Source organism: Psychroflexus aestuariivivens (genome assembly GCF_004010055.1).
Taxonomy (GTDB): Bacteria; Bacteroidota; Bacteroidia; order Flavobacteriales; family Flavobacteriaceae; genus Psychroflexus; species Psychroflexus aestuariivivens.
The window spans coordinates 1-15878 of record NZ_RQVT01000054.1; the positions used below are offsets into that span (position 1 = coordinate 1).

Below are 15878 nucleotides of genomic sequence, written 5' to 3' on the forward strand. Positions count from 1 at the left end.
ATGAATGAAGATGGTGCTTATGTAACTGTTGATTTAAGTGATGGTTCTAGTGCCGGAAGCTCATTAGCAAACCAATATTTACAACCTGGCCAAGCGGCATTTGTTAGAACAATTGCAGATAGTCCTGCTTCTGTGACTTTCACTGAAGCCTCTAAAAATGTGAATCAAGTGAGTAATGCTGTTTTTTCTGATAATAATGAACCACGATTGAATGTAAGACTTTACGAAAGTCAAACGTTACAAAATGACGGTATGCAATTCGATGCGATAAGTATTCGTTTCATTACGAATGGAAACAATGAAGTTAACAATCAGGATGCGCCAAAAATGGGCAATCCAGCTGAAAATTTAGCCAGATTGAATGGCAATGATTTCTTGACAATCGAAAATCGTGAATTACCTCAAGACGGAGAAGAATTAGACTTAGCGATTTATAATTATGGACATTCAAATTATAAATTTGAAGTAGATTTATCGAACTTTGATGAAAACATTAATGTTTATCTGAATGACAACTACACAAATTCACAGACTGAACTTGTAAATGGAATCAACCACATCGATTTTACTGTAGATGCTTCTATTCCAGAAAGCATAGCAATGACTAGATTCAGCATTAGTTTTGAAAACACCACACTTAGTGTTGCTGACGATATTTTTGGGAATTTTAGTCTTTATCCAAATCCGACACATAATGGTTTATTCATTATCAAAACCAATGGCTTAACTGATGAAGTAGTTGATGTTAAAATCAATAATATGCTCGGTCAGGAAGTTTTAACAAACCGAAGCAAAATAGAATCTAATGGTGACATAAATGTGAATGCTGATGCATTGTCTTCGGGTATTTATCTAGTTAAAATTAATCAAAATGAAAAAGACTTTGTAACAAAATTGATTGTTAAATAATACGAAAAGCTTTTTTGATGTTTAAAACCACAGTTTCTGCTGTGGTTTTTTTATTACTGAAGTTCTAATACTAGTTTAAACATCAGATGTCGCTATTTAGCTCATTCATTTTCTCAAATAATTCCTTGTTCATAAATTTTGTAACCCTGCTATGCAAATTATTCACAGTGTCATATATAAAAAAAGCAATTTCGCTCTATTAACGACATTTAATATTCAAATTGGTATAAAAAGTTATGTTCAAAATTTTTAGATTGGTGGTGTTTAATTTATTAATTACAAGTTCCAAATTTCGTATGCTTTACATTTGAATAGCAAAAATACTTCAAGTTATTTTAGATTTAAGTCATACTTCTGTCCTTAAAAAGTCGATTTTGAACAAAAATCATAAAAAAAGGCTAATTTTTTTGTTAAAATTTACAACTACAACGATGTCGTTGAGTGACCAACTAAAACGTTTTAGTCAATATTATATACATTTGTTTGAACCTAAAATTTAACATTATGAATAAATTATTACTTTTCTTAGTCAGCGTACTATTTTTATCAAATATCGGCAATGCTCAAGTGAATTATAATGCCAATGGAAATTCTGGTTTTGGAGGTGTTGTTGGCAACAGTGATTTAGAACTTAGCGACGACGGAACAACAATTACAGGAGTTTTCACCAAAGGTTCAGGAGATTTTAACGATGCCATGGTTATTTATATTTCCACAGGCGCTACAGGTCGTGAGTCAATTGATGGCAATGTCAACGATCAGGGCGACGATTTGCGAAGAGCAATTTCTTCCGCAGGTGCCAATGCTTCTGTTATTAATTTTCCAAATGGTTTTGAGGCTACACATGCCATAGCTGTTAATCAATTTTTTGGAGGAATATGGTCTATTCCTGCAACTGGAGAAGTCGGCAATAGTGAACTCGTGTATATAAATCCTGTTGGAAATCCAACTTTAGCATCCAGTGCAAGTTTCACTTTTAGTTTCGATTGGTCAGAAATCGGCTTAACCTCTGGTGATGATTTCGAATTTGTGATCACTTATTTGAATGCAGGAAACGGGTTTTTATCCGATGAAGCTTACGGTGATGGTATAGCATCAGGAAATCCAGGCTCGAACGATATTACTTTTTCAAGTTACTTCAATTACCCTATATATTATAAATATGACAACACATGGACTCCTAATTCACCTGAAGGAGAGATTCAGGTCAATCGCGATGCGATAGTTGTCAATGGCACAGCGACATTAGGAGATAACACCACAATTCGTAATCTTACCGTAAAAGAAAACACCACACTGGTCATTGATTCAGAAGCGGTTTTAAACTCTGAAGCTAATATCATTAATGATGGTGCGATTACTTTTAAAAGTAACGCTACTTCAAGTGCCCAGTTTGATGAATTTACTGGAAATATTTCAGGAGTTGGAAGTGTTAATGTTGAACGCTACTTCCCTTCAAATCGAAGTTTTAGGTTTGCGACTTCAGCGGTAAATTCTAATTCTAGTATTTTAGCAAACTGGCAAGAAAATGGCAATTCACCAGTTGGTTATGGAACACATATTACTGGAAGTACTGAGGGTTTGAATGGTTTGGATGCCACAGCAACTGGAAATCCTTCTTTATTTAGATTCAATAATATAAGTCAGACCTGGACAGTTGTAAGTAATACAGAAAATGAAAATCTCATAGCAGGAAGACCTTACCGACTTTATGTGCGTGGCGATAGAAATATCAATTTAGAAAATAACCAAGCTGAGGGAGAAACAGTTTTAAGAGCTTCAGGGAGTTTATCATTTGGCGATGTTTTAGTCGATAATTTAAGTCAGACTGCAGATAATTTCAGTTTAATAGGTAATCCATACCAAGCAGCTTTAGATATGAGCAGTTTGACGTTTAATAATGTAGATTCAAACTTTTATTGGGTATGGGATCCAAATATAAACGACGAAGGCGCTTATATTACGGTGGATTTAAATACAGGTACAAATTCTTCAACTTCTCAAGCAAATCAATATTTACAACCCGGTCAAGGGGCATTTGTCAGAACTTTAGCGGATGGCGCAGCCTCTGTGACTTTTACAGAAACTTCTAAAAATGTAAATGAAATGAGTAATGCTGTTTTTTCTGAACAAAACACGCAAAAATTAAATTTAAGACTCTATAAAAGTGAAATTTTGCAAAACGGCGGTATGCCGTATGATGCTTTAGTTATTCGCTTTTCGAACGAAGGATATAATCAAGTTGATCAACAAGATGCGCCAAAACTTGGTAATCCTGCGGAAAATATGGCAAGATTGAATGGCATTGATTTCTTAAGTATTGAAAATAGAGCATTACCAAAAGATGGAGATGAATTAAGTTTGGCAATCTATAATTATAAACATGCCAATTATACTTTCGAGGCAGATTTGACCAACTTCAGTGAAGATTTAACGGTCTATTTAAAAGATCATTATACTGGGAAAGAAACTGTTTTGAAAAACGGTTTAAACCATATTAGTTTTACTGTAAATGCGTCCATCCCTGCAAGTGCAGACATGTCAAGATTCAGTATTACCTTTAACAACACGACTTCTAGTATTTCAAATGACAATTTCGAAAACTTCAGTCTGTATCCAAATCCGACAAATAATGGTTCATTCACTATCAAAACCAATGGCTTAACCGATGAAGTAGTTGATGTTAAAATAAATAATATGCTCGGTCAGGAAGTTTTTGCAAACCGAAGCAGAGTAGAATCTAATGGTGACATAAATGTGAATGCTGATGCATTGTCTTCAGGTATTTATCTAGTTAAACTTAATCAAAATGAACAAGAATTTGTATCAAAATTGATTGTTAAATAATACGAAAAGCTTTCCGCTTTTTAAAAAACCACAGTTTCTGCTGTGGTTTTTTTTATTACTGAAGTTCAATGAACACAACAAAAATTGAATTAGCTTAAGCTTGTATTAATCAGTTCCTGATAAGAAGTATTTTAAATTGTAGTCTTAACTATACTTAGAGACTTGGATAATTCTTCTTCCGTGCTTATGATTCATATTGCTTTCTTATGATATGAGTAAAAATGAAGTGTTCAACTTCATGAGACACACCAATTAGAAAAATTTAAAGTATTAGGATTACTATCAAATTAAAAATCCCCAAAACCTTTTTGATATTGGGGATTTGTTTTTGCAATTTAAAGGAAATTACTCTTTTATCAACTTTTGAGTAAACTGACCTTCTGAAGTCTCTAATTTAATAAGATATATTCCTTTACTCAAATTTGAAACATCAAGTTTTAAATTCAGGTTACTGTCAGAATTATTTTGAGATAGTACAATTCTGCCATGCAAGTCATAAATTTTGATATTTTGAATTGGAGCTAAAGTTTCAATATTTATTTCAAGATCACTTGGATTAGGATAGATGGAAATATTTTGTTTTTTATCAAATTTATTTGTAGATAAGACTGTAAATTCTGTATTTGCAACATTAGTTTCAATTGGGAAGTTAAAATCAAAGTAGATATCAGCTTTGGCATCAACTTCATCTGAAATTGTTAAATCTGATCTGGTTCTCATTTTCAATAAAATGTTACCGTGACCACCGCCGCCAGCTAATTGTATATTTTCGAATATAAATTCTAGGATACCATTATTTACCCTGACGTTCATTTCATGTGAAGCATTCAGAATTTGTAATGTGTTGATATTGAAATCACTGGCGTTAATTTCAGAAGTAACAATGACGTTTTCAGCTGGGGCATTTCCTGTATTTTCAAAGCGAATCATATAATGTAAAAACTCACCTATTTCTGTATCTGGAACAATATCGCCCTGTAGACAAGTGATATCATTTGGGTCAAAAGCACCGACAACCGTTTCAGAATAATCAAAAGTATTATCTTCTGGCGTTTCTTCAGTTTGGTCTATATTTATCGTACTACTATAATCTAAGACATCATCAATATTGATTGGTGGTGTTTCCGTTGGTCCATTCACATTAAGCGTAATTTCTACAGTTCGACTTTCAAAAGGAAGTAGATTTGAGAAATTATAAGTTAAACTTCCTGTGTTTTGAGTGTCTGGAGTAGAAGTAGAGGACACAAAATCTAGGACTGTATCGTCATATTGAAAATCGACACTACCCGAAAGTACTTGGTTTCCTTTATTTTTATAAACCAATTTATAAATAGCATCAAAACCTGGTCTTGATGGCATTATCGGAGCGATTACCACTTCAGCATCTGCAATAGCTCCATTGGCAGTTAAGCAGAAATCTTGTGTAGTACTGCTATTGTCTATAAAAGAGATATTTACAATAGGAAAATTTGGGCTAATGTTGAAATAAGTCGGATTTTCTAGGAAAGGCTGAACAGTATAATTACCTGCTTGACCAAAGTAGAGGTTGTAAACACCTGAAGCATCACTAGAAACCGCAGGAACAAGAGTATTGGGACCATTACCAACTTCTATATTTACAAAAGGAACAACTGGGTCTGAGAAATCACAACCATCGTTATTGAGATCGAATTGAGTGGTTCCTGTAATGGTATTGAAGTCTCCACCAGGTTGAAAATCACAGAATGAGTTTACCACATAAGCACCTTCTGCAAATCCTTGTATTTCTGCAACTTGATCAGCGTCTGCACAGACATATTGTAAACTAGGATTGTTTCCAAACCCCCAATTTTCTAACCAACTTCCACCGTCCATATTTATACTTTCGTCACTACCATTTTTTATAAAAACGGTTTCTAAAAGGGGATTTCCAGCTATGAATAAGCTTTCAAGGTTGGAGTTGTTATTGAGATCTAATGTAATTAAATTATAACTTTGAACTGTTAGTTCTTCAAGTAGAGTATTATTTGTAAGGTCTAAAGTTGACAACTGTGTTTCACTCAAATATAGTGTTTCCAGTTGTGTGTTATTTGATAAATCTAAGCTGTTTATACTTGTATTGAATATATTCAAGGTTTTTAAGTTTAAATTATTAGTTAAATTTAAGCTTCCAGTAGAGCCAAAAATTGTAGTAATATCTAATATCTCTAAGTCTGGAAATGAAGAAAAATCATAACTAGAAAATTCACCAAAATTTGATGATAACTCTATTAAATTTGTAAAGGCTTCAAGTCCTGTAATATCTAATGTTTGTTCATCCACACTTAAAGTTGTTACAGATTGCGCTTCAAAGGATTGAATATTCCCACTATTGTTGGTGTCTACACCTTGACTTATTAGAGACATTAAAAAATTTGCATCTGGAATATTGACAACATCATCTGAAACTTCAATATCAAAATTCGTTGTAGAAAAAAGACCTGAACTTTGTTCTGAAACGTTGACGTATATAGTTTGTGGATTCGAGATGTTAGCCCAACTTGTAGGTGAAGGAATAGCGAAAGTTTGGTTTTGTGCATCGACCAAAGTTTCATAATAAGTTACCGTTACTGTCGCTGGGTCTATGCCGTTGAGCATTTCAGTTTCGTTTACTGTCAAATCGAATGTGCTAAAACCATCAAGCGGAAATTCAAAATGAATAATGTCGTCTGGTTGATTGATGTTGGGTTGCGCATACATTATCGCCTGTGTTGCTAGAAAGCAAAGAAGTAGTATTTTTTTCATGATATTTAATTTTAAATAAATTTACCAATGATTTTTCTATTTTAGTACTGTCAATGAGTAAACGAAGGCTATTAATTAGAATTCGTTATATTGATTTTAAAATGTTCTGTAAACGTTCCTTTTTTCTTTGAGATATGGGTAAATGGCTATCGTCTGTCATCACCACATATCCGCCATCTTTTTTGATATAAGACTTTAAATATTTGAGGTTAATTAAGTGTGATTGATGTATGCGTTCGAAATTGTGAGATTTAAAGAGTTCTTCATATTCTTTAAGTGTTTTTGAAATGAGAATTGGTTTATTGTTACGTATAAAAAACTTGGTATAATTGTCTTCACTTTCACATCGAATGATATCGCTAATATCAAATAAATGAATGCCGTCTGAAGTTGACAATGCAATACGTTTGAAATTATCTACATTTTTTCTGATGTTTTCCAGTAACAGATTGATATGTGAATAATCATTTTTCTTTTCTAAGACATTTTCAATTTTTTCAATCACTTTTTGTAACTCTTCAGGATCAACAGGTTTTAGAATAAAATCTAAGGCGCTAAACCGAAAAGCTTTAATGGCATATTGCTCATAGGCAGTTATAAAAACCACAATACAGGTAATTGCTTTGTTGCGTTCAGTGAGTTTTTCAAGAATGTCAAAGCCTGTTCCATCATTCAGTTGAATATCCAGAAAAACAACTTCTGGTTTCAGGTTATCCATAACTTCAATTCCTGTGGCAACGCTATCTGCTTCACCGATAATTGAAATATTTGGAGCAAAGCGAGTCAGCAGACTTTTCATGCCCTTTCTCAGGTTTTTATCGTCGTCTATTAAAACTGTTTTTATCATTTTTTTATTCATTTACATAGCGTAGTGGTAAATACAATGTTGCTTTTGTGCCCTTTGCATTTGCTTTGCCTTTTAATTCTTCAATTTGAATTGTTGCTTTTTTTGAAGTTGATTCAGATATCATTTCCAATCGTTTTTTAATAATATCCAAAGCCATAGATTTGTGAGCTAAAACAGAATTTTCTTTGTTCAAAATTGATGTATTGATGCCAATTCCGTCGTCTAAAATAACACATACTAAAGATTTATTTTCAATTGAAAAAGCTATTGAAATTGTACCTTCTCCTTTTTTAGGCATCACGCCATGAATAATTGCGTTTTCTATAAATGGCTGAATGAGAAGTGGAGGTAGAGCAACATCGTCTTCTATGTCTGTATGCTTGGTAATGCTATAATTGAATTTATCATTAAAACGCAATTGCTCCAACTGAAGATAATTGTCCAAACTTTCAATTTCTTTATCTATGGGAATCAGTGACTCTTTGGAATATTCAAGGGTTAACCTCATCAATTTTGAAAACTTGGACAAGTATTTGATTGCTGAGTCCGTCCCATTTTGAACAATAAAGCTGGAAATCGATCCTAAACAATTAAACACAAAATGTGGATTCATTTGAAGATGAAGTGCTTTCTGTTCGTATTCAGCTAATTCTTTTTGAAGTGTTAAGGTTTTTTTCAGAGCACTTCTATTGTAAATTAAAAAAGCAATTCCTAAAAGTAGAATGACAATTAAAGCTCCAAAAATCAATTTTAGTTTGGTGCTTTGTGCTTCCTGTTTCAGTAAAAGTTCTCGTTTTTTGTTTTCTTCTTTTTGAAGTAATTCTTTCTTTTCAAATTCATAATTTAAAGCAGTCTCGATAGATTTTCGATTGTCATTTTTTTGAATCAGACTGTCTTTAAGCTTTGTATGACGTTTCAGGTTTTTTAAAGCTTCCGAAGTATTGCCACCATTTTCATAAATATCACTGATCAGTTTTTCTGCCAAAACTTGCATTTCTAGTACATTGATGTTTTTGGCTAAATTTAAGGCCGTATTTGCCATTTTTAAAGCTTTGCCATCCTGATTTTGTTCTAAATACAATTCAGCTAAATAATAATAAGTGTCGGTCAGACCAAATTTATCGTCAATACTTTCAAAGGTCGTGATTGCCTTTTCCCAGTGTATTTCAGCCAAATCTGTATAATTTTTTTCTTTGTAATACGCACCAATATTATTATACCATTCGCCTAAAGCTCTTGGATTGGGATTGTTATCGATACTTTTTTTAGCCTCTGTGTAAAATTCAAAAGCTTTGTCATATTTTTTTTGACTCAAGTAAATATTTGCAATATTGGTTTGTGTGATTCCTATATTTGGACTATTCAATTGTTCCTGCAGGTTGAGCGATTTTATGAAATAAGTTAAGGCTTTTTCTGCTTGTTGTTGTGACCTGTAAGCAACGCCAATATTATTATAAATTTTGGCAGATTGCGCGTCATCATTTAAATTTTCATAAATTTTAGAAGATTTCAGATAATATTCTAAAGCTTTGGTATAGTTGCTTTGTTCAGAAAATACGACTCCCATACTGCCGTAGGTTCTAGCAATACCTTTATCTAATTGGGTTTTAGAATAATTACCATCATCTAAATCTTCCAAAATACTTTTTGCCCAGACAAAATGATCAAGGGATTTTTCATAATCTCCAAAAATAATATAAGCTGTACCAATATTTAAATAGGCTTTAGCCTCTTCTAGTTTTTGATTGGATTCTTTGGCCAACTGCAAGGCTTTTTGTCCAAAATTCAGCATCTCATTGGGATCACTATATTTTAATTCGTTAGAAATTTGGTTGTAGAGTGCTGTTTTTTGTGTATCGTCGAGAGTCGATGACAGCTGAGATTTTAAACTATCCAGTTTTGCATTTTGGCTAAACCCTAAAAGCGGTAGCCACAGCAAAATACAATACAAATACTTAATTTTCATGAAAACAAGAATTACTAAACTAAAGTACAATAAGTGTTTGTATAAAATTGTTGCCAATGAGAATTTGATAGGTTTGAATGAGAATTTGGATATTCAGCAGACGAGGTTTATTTGGATTCTAAATTTGCAATATATTCGTTTATTCCTTGCTCTTTATCGATTGCCAATTTCTTTTTGAGTCGGTATTTATGCTGATTTACAGATTTAGGTGATATGTTTAGAAAATTAGCGATTTGTTTAGTTGTATATTTTTGACGTATTAAAGCACAATACAAAACATCTTGTTCAGTTAAGCTAGAATTGATTTTATTAAGTTTATGCATGAAATTAGGCGAAATAGACTCGAAAATTTCTTTTAAACTATTGTGATGTTGAGTGATGATTCTATTGGTTTGTAGTTTTCTTACTAAGAGATTTGCGTCGTTTACCTTCTCATCTTTCAAAGCAGAAAATACCTCGTTTAATAAATTTGCACTTGTTTGTTTTTCTAGCTGAACCGCTTCAACTTCATTTTGCTTTTTTTGTAATTGTAATTGCAGTAATTCTTTTCCTTTCAACTCATTGTCGTAAGCTAGTTTTAGCATTTTTTCATTTTGCTCTTTTCTTAAAATGAGTTCTTCTTTTAATTTTTGCTTGGTTTTTAGTTTATCGTGTTCAGCTTCTTTTAGTTGAAGTTGAGATAACATCATTTGCTTTTGTTTTCGTTTATAAAAATAATAGAATGCTGAGCCCAAGACCACAAAACAAATTAAACTAATCAATAACTTGTTTTGGTAAGAACGTTCCTGGTTTAATAAATTCAAATTTGCTAATTCTTGCTCTTTTTGGTAATTAGTTAAATATAAATTTACGTTAGTTTGTTTTTGCTGAATGTTGAGCTGATTGCGCTTAAATTCCAACTCGTTTTGCAGTTGATTGTATTTAATTAAGCTGTCTTTGTTGAAATTAACTTTGTAATAGTTTATCAAAACCGAAGAAATTTCAAGTTGATTTTTTAAACTTTCTCTAGGCAAAAAAGCAGCTAAAGTATCCACAACTTGTCTGTGAGTAATAATTTGAGAATCTAGATATTGAAGCTTATTTAACCGATATGTATGCAATATTTTATTAGCTAATAGCCAACTTTCTAATCGATGGTTATTGCGATTATTTTTTTGAAAATAATTAAAAAACTCAAAAAAATAGCGTTTAGCCAAATCTGAGTTTGTTTCGAGATTAGCTTCAGATTTTAGTTTGTAAACGTAATTAGATCTTGAAAGATTATTATTGTTTTTATGAATTTGCTGGGCTTTATCAAAATAATAATTCACAGAGTCCAATTTATTAAACAATTGATAATAGGCTAAACCTTTCTGTTCGTAAGCCACCCCAATTCCAGTAGTAAAATTATATTCTGGCTTAAAAGTTTCAATCGATGCATTCGCATAATACAAAGACTTATTATAGTCTTTAATATCATAATATCGCATGCTTAGCAGTTTTAGGAAGTGTCCTTTTTTTAATCTATTGTAAGGTTTTTCCAGTTTTTTGCTAAAGGCTAAGCCGTTAATTAAAGCTAGGATACTTGAATTAAAATCTTCTCTGTAAGCAGCGCAATTAGATAAGGACACATAATGAAATATTACTTCAAGTTTTTCATGATAGTTTTCATTAAACGAAACATGATTACTTATCAAGTAATCGCAAGCATTCTGATAAGTGCTTTGTGAAGTCAGAAACACATAATTCAAATTAATAAATCTAAGGTCTTTCTTTAATTCTGGATATTTAGTTTCAATTTTTGTAATTATTTTTTTTAAAATAATAAAGAATTGCTTGTTGTCTTCAGAGCGGTCTGCGCGTCTTATTTCGATTGAGATTGCATGTAAAAGTTGATTTACATTAGCTGACTGCTTAAATAAGTCGACAAATAAGTTAATGTATTTTTCTGATTCATCGGTATTGCAATAAGCCATCAAAAGGTATGGGTGAGTTTTTTTTAACCGTTCTTTTTCGTCTAAGCTTTCATATTTCTCAATAGATTTGATTGACGAACATTTAGGATACGCAAGCGTGTTCAAAGACCAAAACACTAATAAAAATATTATGAGAAGATTTTTAATATCCATTCTTCAAATATAAATGATTTCTTTTTAGATTTATTTAAAACTGCTATATATCAGAACTTTTTGAGTCTTTGTAGACTATTTGTAGACTGCTAAAATTAGATGTAGACTTTATTTTGAGATAGTTTTGGTAAAAAATTATTTTATTATGAAAAAACTTTATCTACTAGCCTTGTTTTTTTGTGCATTTGTTACAAGTGCTCAAAACAATCCTCCAACAATTGAAAGTCGACCGAGCTTGATCACATTAAATTCAATTCCGCAAAGTTTAGATTTTAATGAGTTTAATATCACTGCTAATGATGCAGATGGAGATAATGTTACCTTAACATCAACAGTAAGTCAGTTTGACTGTAATAATGTTGCCATATTACAAAACTCAGTACGTTATGGTAATGGCGGTGTAAATACACTGGGTGCTGGAAATGTTCAAACTTTTAAATCTGTTAATAATGGATTTTTAACGAAACTCGAAGTCGAGTTCCGTGGAAATACATCGGCAACTACGCAAGCCGTAATAGAAATTTATCAGAATAATAATGCAGACCCAAATTTAGCTACTGATGTTGAACTTTTAGGTTCGGTAACGCTTAACATACCTGCGCAATTTAATGCTCTTGGTGTAGGCGATTTTGACAAACCCATTTTTCTTGAGCAAAATAGAATGTATGCTTTTAGACAAATTTCGGGACCTAGCATTCGAATGAGACAAGGCTCTTTTTACACACCAGGAGCTACATTTAGCCATGACTTTAACAATTCACTTGTCATTAATGAAAGTGGTGGATTTAACAATGATTGGAAGTTTTTTGTTACACAATATTATACTAATGGAGTCACACCAACTTCAGTTCCAGTTACAGCCAGTGATGGCACGAACAATACTAATGCAAATGTAGATGCATACCATCTTTCAAATATAGCACCTACAGCAATAGCTCAAAATATAATTGTAGATTTAGATGCTAACGGAAATGCCAGTATCACACCACAACAAATTGATGATGGCTCTACAGCAGTCTGTGGTGGAAACCTAACACTTAGCATTGATATTTCAAACTTCGATTGCTCATCTATTGGTGATAATTCAGTAGTTTTAACCGTTGAAGATGATTATGGTAATTCTTCTACAGCATCAGCTATGGTGACTGTTCAAGACAATTCTGCTCCTGTATTTTCATCAATTAATGACATTAATGCCAATGCTACTGGAAGCGATGAAGTTGTTACCTATAGTTTACCAACTATTACCGATAATTGTATTGGCAATGCCATAAACTTCGATGATTATCCTGCAACACCAAACGGTTTTACTAAAATGGGTGTGTTTAATGGCCACACCTATTTTATATCTAATTCGGGTGATACTTATGCTAATTTTTTAAGTACGATCAATTCAATAAACGATGCCTATCTAGTGAGCATTACCAGTGCAGCAGAAAATAATTTTATAGCTAATTATTTAACCGAAAACGGACAACTAAATGCTTTGATAGGAATTAATGATCTGGAAACCGAAGGAACTTTTGTATGGGAAAATGCGGAAAATGTTAGCTATACCAATTGGAATCCTGGTGAACCTAATAATTCTGGCGGAAATGAAGATATAACAGAAATCTATAATAATGGTGGATGGAATGATATTGGCATTTCTAACAGCGATCGCCCAATAATTATTGAATTTTCATATGCAGCAGAGCAAACCGCTGGATTTCCAAGTGGCTCTAGTTTTCCTATCGGAACCACGACCAATACATTTGAAGCTTATGACGCTTCTGGTAATATGATCTCGACTTCATTCGATGTAACTGTAAGCGACACAGGTAATCCAAGTATAACTTGTCCAGATGATATAACGACAACGGCTACAAGTCCGGTTGTTAATTTTAACGACCCAGTTGTTAACGATAACGCAACATCTTCTTTTAATTTTTTATCGGGTATGACCTTTATTGGAAGTAATGCCGGTAAAAACTTTTTTATTAGTGATGATATCTTTTCTGGCGCTAATGCATTTGCAGATGCTATAAACCGAGGCGGTACGGTCGCGACGATTAACAATGCCACTCAAAACGCCTTTTTAGCAAATGCACTTTCAGCAAATGGTATATCGAATGCACATATTGGCTATTCTGATGCTGCTTCTGAAGGGAATTTTGTTTGGCAAAATGGAAGTTCATCAACTTATACCAACTGGCGACCAGGTGAGCCTAGTAACACCAATGGGGTTGAAGATTATGTAGCCATTTCTTCTGGTGGCCAATGGAATGATGTAGGCGCTTTTGGTACAGGTAATTTAAGATACATTTTACAGATTAACCAAGATGAAGCTTACGTTTTACAAACCAATGGTCCAGAATCTGGAAGCAGTTTCCCTATTGGCACAACAACTGTAATTTTTGAAGCTTTTGACGCTGCTGGTAATAGTGCTAGCTGTAGTTTTGATGTAACAGTGACAGACATTCCTAACGTGATAACACAAAATATTGACGTTACCTTAGACCCATCTGGAAATGCAAGTATAACCGCTCAAGATATTGATCATGGAAGTTCGTCTGTTTCAGGAATTGCAAGTTTAAGTATTGACCAATCTAGTTTTGATTGTAACGATTTAACCACTACGCCGTCTAGTGTAAGTCTTAATTTTGAAGGTGATGGCCATATTCAAATAGACGGAAGTGCACCATTGGATTTTGGCGGTAATAAAGGTTTTACATTTGAAACTCAAGTTTATCCAAGAAGCAATGCCAATTCTTACATCTTATCCAAAACACTTGGTGGTGCATTTTGGCCTGGCAAATTAACCACGGTAGTTTATATTAACGCTAATAATCAATTAGTTTTTGGAATTAATCGATTTAGTGCTGGTGGCTGGACTTACTTGTCATCTGCTAATAATACCATCAGTTTAAATGAATGGCAACATGTCGCTGTAAATTACAGTCCTGCCAATTCTACTATGAAAATATTTATTGAAGGTATTGAAGTAACATCAACAACACTTAACACATCTAATCCTGATGCTTCGCCTGGTCTACTGCGAATAGGAGCTAATGAAAATGGTGGTGGTCAATTTGATGGTTATATTGATAATTTCCGTGCTTGGGAAAACGATCTGGATGCTACTGAAGTTTTAGCGGTTAAAAACAATAATTTATCATCAGTAAATAATACTTTGCTTCTACATTACGCATTTAATACCAATTTTGGCACTGAAGCTGTAAATTTATCTTCAACTGAGCGTAATGGTGCTTTTGTAGGAGGTTTAACAGATTCTAGTTGGTATAAGGGTTCAGATAATTTAAACCCTAATGGCGTAACCGTAACTTTAACAGCTACTAGTAATTCAGGTGATGTTGCTACAGGTACTGCTGTTATAAGTGTATTAAATAACTTTGCTCCAACAGTTGGCGGAGTACCAGACGATATTCTAGAATACACCACTAATCCATCTGGCACAGCTATAAACTACAGTTTACCATCTGGTTATGATAATTGTCTTGCACCGCAAAGTCTAGATAATTATCCACCTACACCTAGCGGCTATACTAAAATGGGAGTTTTTAAAGGTCACACTTATTACATTTCAAATTCGCAAAATACTTTCACAAATTTTTCAACTCAAGTTAGCGCTATTCAAGATGCCTATTTTGCTACCATAACCAATACAGAAGAAAATGATTTTATTTCAAACTATCTAACCAATAATAGCCTTGGTAATGCTTATATAGGACTTAATGATCAGCAAAGTGAAGGTGAATATGTCTGGGAAACTGGTGAGGAAGTTATATATACAAATTGGAATACAGGAAACCCTTCAAATTCAGGTGTTTTAGGAGAAGATGTTGCAGAAATATTTCCAGATGGTGGATGGAATGACCTTCCTGAGAACTTAACACGATATGCAATTATTGAAATTCCATACGGTATTGACCAAACTGCTGGATTGGCAAGTGGAGAAACTTTTCCATCTGGAACAAGCGTTAATGAGTTTACTGTCTATGGTAAAGGTGGCAATTCAACTGATCTTAGTTTTGATGTAGAAGTTCGTCAAGCAGATTATATTTATTTAAACGATACTTGGTTAGATGCAAAGAATCCAAATGGTAATGCTATTGCATCAGAAACTATGTTGGTTGTTGATAATTTAGCTGAATTGACAACTACTATAAGTTTAAATTCTGTAACTATTGACAATAATGCTTCTCTAGAAGTGAATGATGTCTTATCCGTAAATACATATATAATAAATAATGGAGATATAACTTTTAAGAGCAACGCAACTAAAACCGCTCAGTTAGATGAGTTTACTGGAACACTTTCAGGAAGCGGCACAATAGAAGTAGAACGTTACTTCCCATCCAATAGAAGTTTCCGATTTGTCACATCGGCTGTAGATTCTGATGCAAATATTTACACAAACTGGCAAGAGAACGGAGCC

7 protein-coding genes are annotated in these 15878 nt (G+C 33.1%); 3 read left to right on the plus strand and 4 right to left on the minus strand.

The genetic code is table 11. The annotated features are described in order from the left end of the window. Together EIG86_RS11405 and EIG86_RS11410 are read left to right on the plus strand one after the other, a co-directional pair. On the plus strand, positions 1-909 hold a 909-nt coding region (locus EIG86_RS11405; protein WP_127846314.1), incomplete at its 5' end, for a T9SS type A sorting domain-containing protein. Between the two features lie 504 nt (positions 910-1413). Then, complete coding sequence (locus EIG86_RS11410) at positions 1414-3756, plus strand: T9SS type A sorting domain-containing protein (RefSeq protein WP_127846315.1); 2343 nt, start codon at positions 1414-1416, stop codon at positions 3754-3756. 345 nt (positions 3757-4101) lie between these two features. On the opposite strand, the gene EIG86_RS11415 is transcribed toward EIG86_RS11410, so the two are convergent. From EIG86_RS11415 to EIG86_RS11430, 4 genes are all read right to left on the minus strand, one after another. After that, positions 4102-6519: a T9SS type A sorting domain-containing protein gene (locus tag EIG86_RS11415; protein ID WP_127846316.1), complete on the minus strand. Its 2418-nt coding sequence runs from the start codon at positions 6517-6519 to the stop codon at positions 4102-4104. A gap of 85 nt (positions 6520-6604) precedes the next feature. After that, positions 6605-7366 (minus strand): LytR/AlgR family response regulator transcription factor, encoded by a 762-nt coding sequence (locus tag EIG86_RS11420; protein WP_127846317.1) that lies wholly within the window; start codon positions 7364-7366, stop codon positions 6605-6607. Positions 7367-7370: 4 nt separating this feature from the next. Beyond that, positions 7371-9332 (minus strand): tetratricopeptide repeat-containing sensor histidine kinase, encoded by a 1962-nt coding sequence (locus EIG86_RS11425; RefSeq protein ID WP_127846318.1) that lies wholly within the window; start codon positions 9330-9332, stop codon positions 7371-7373. A 107-nt stretch (positions 9333-9439) separates the two neighbouring features. Further along, entirely contained in the window at positions 9440-11287 is a 1848-nt protein-coding gene (locus EIG86_RS11430; RefSeq protein WP_157983138.1) for a helix-turn-helix domain-containing protein, read from the minus strand. 298 nt (positions 11288-11585) lie between these two features. Here EIG86_RS11430 and EIG86_RS11435 point away from each other — a divergent pair. After that, positions 11586-15878: lectin-like protein (locus EIG86_RS11435; protein WP_127846320.1), on the plus strand; the 4293-nt coding region annotated here is incomplete at its 3' end.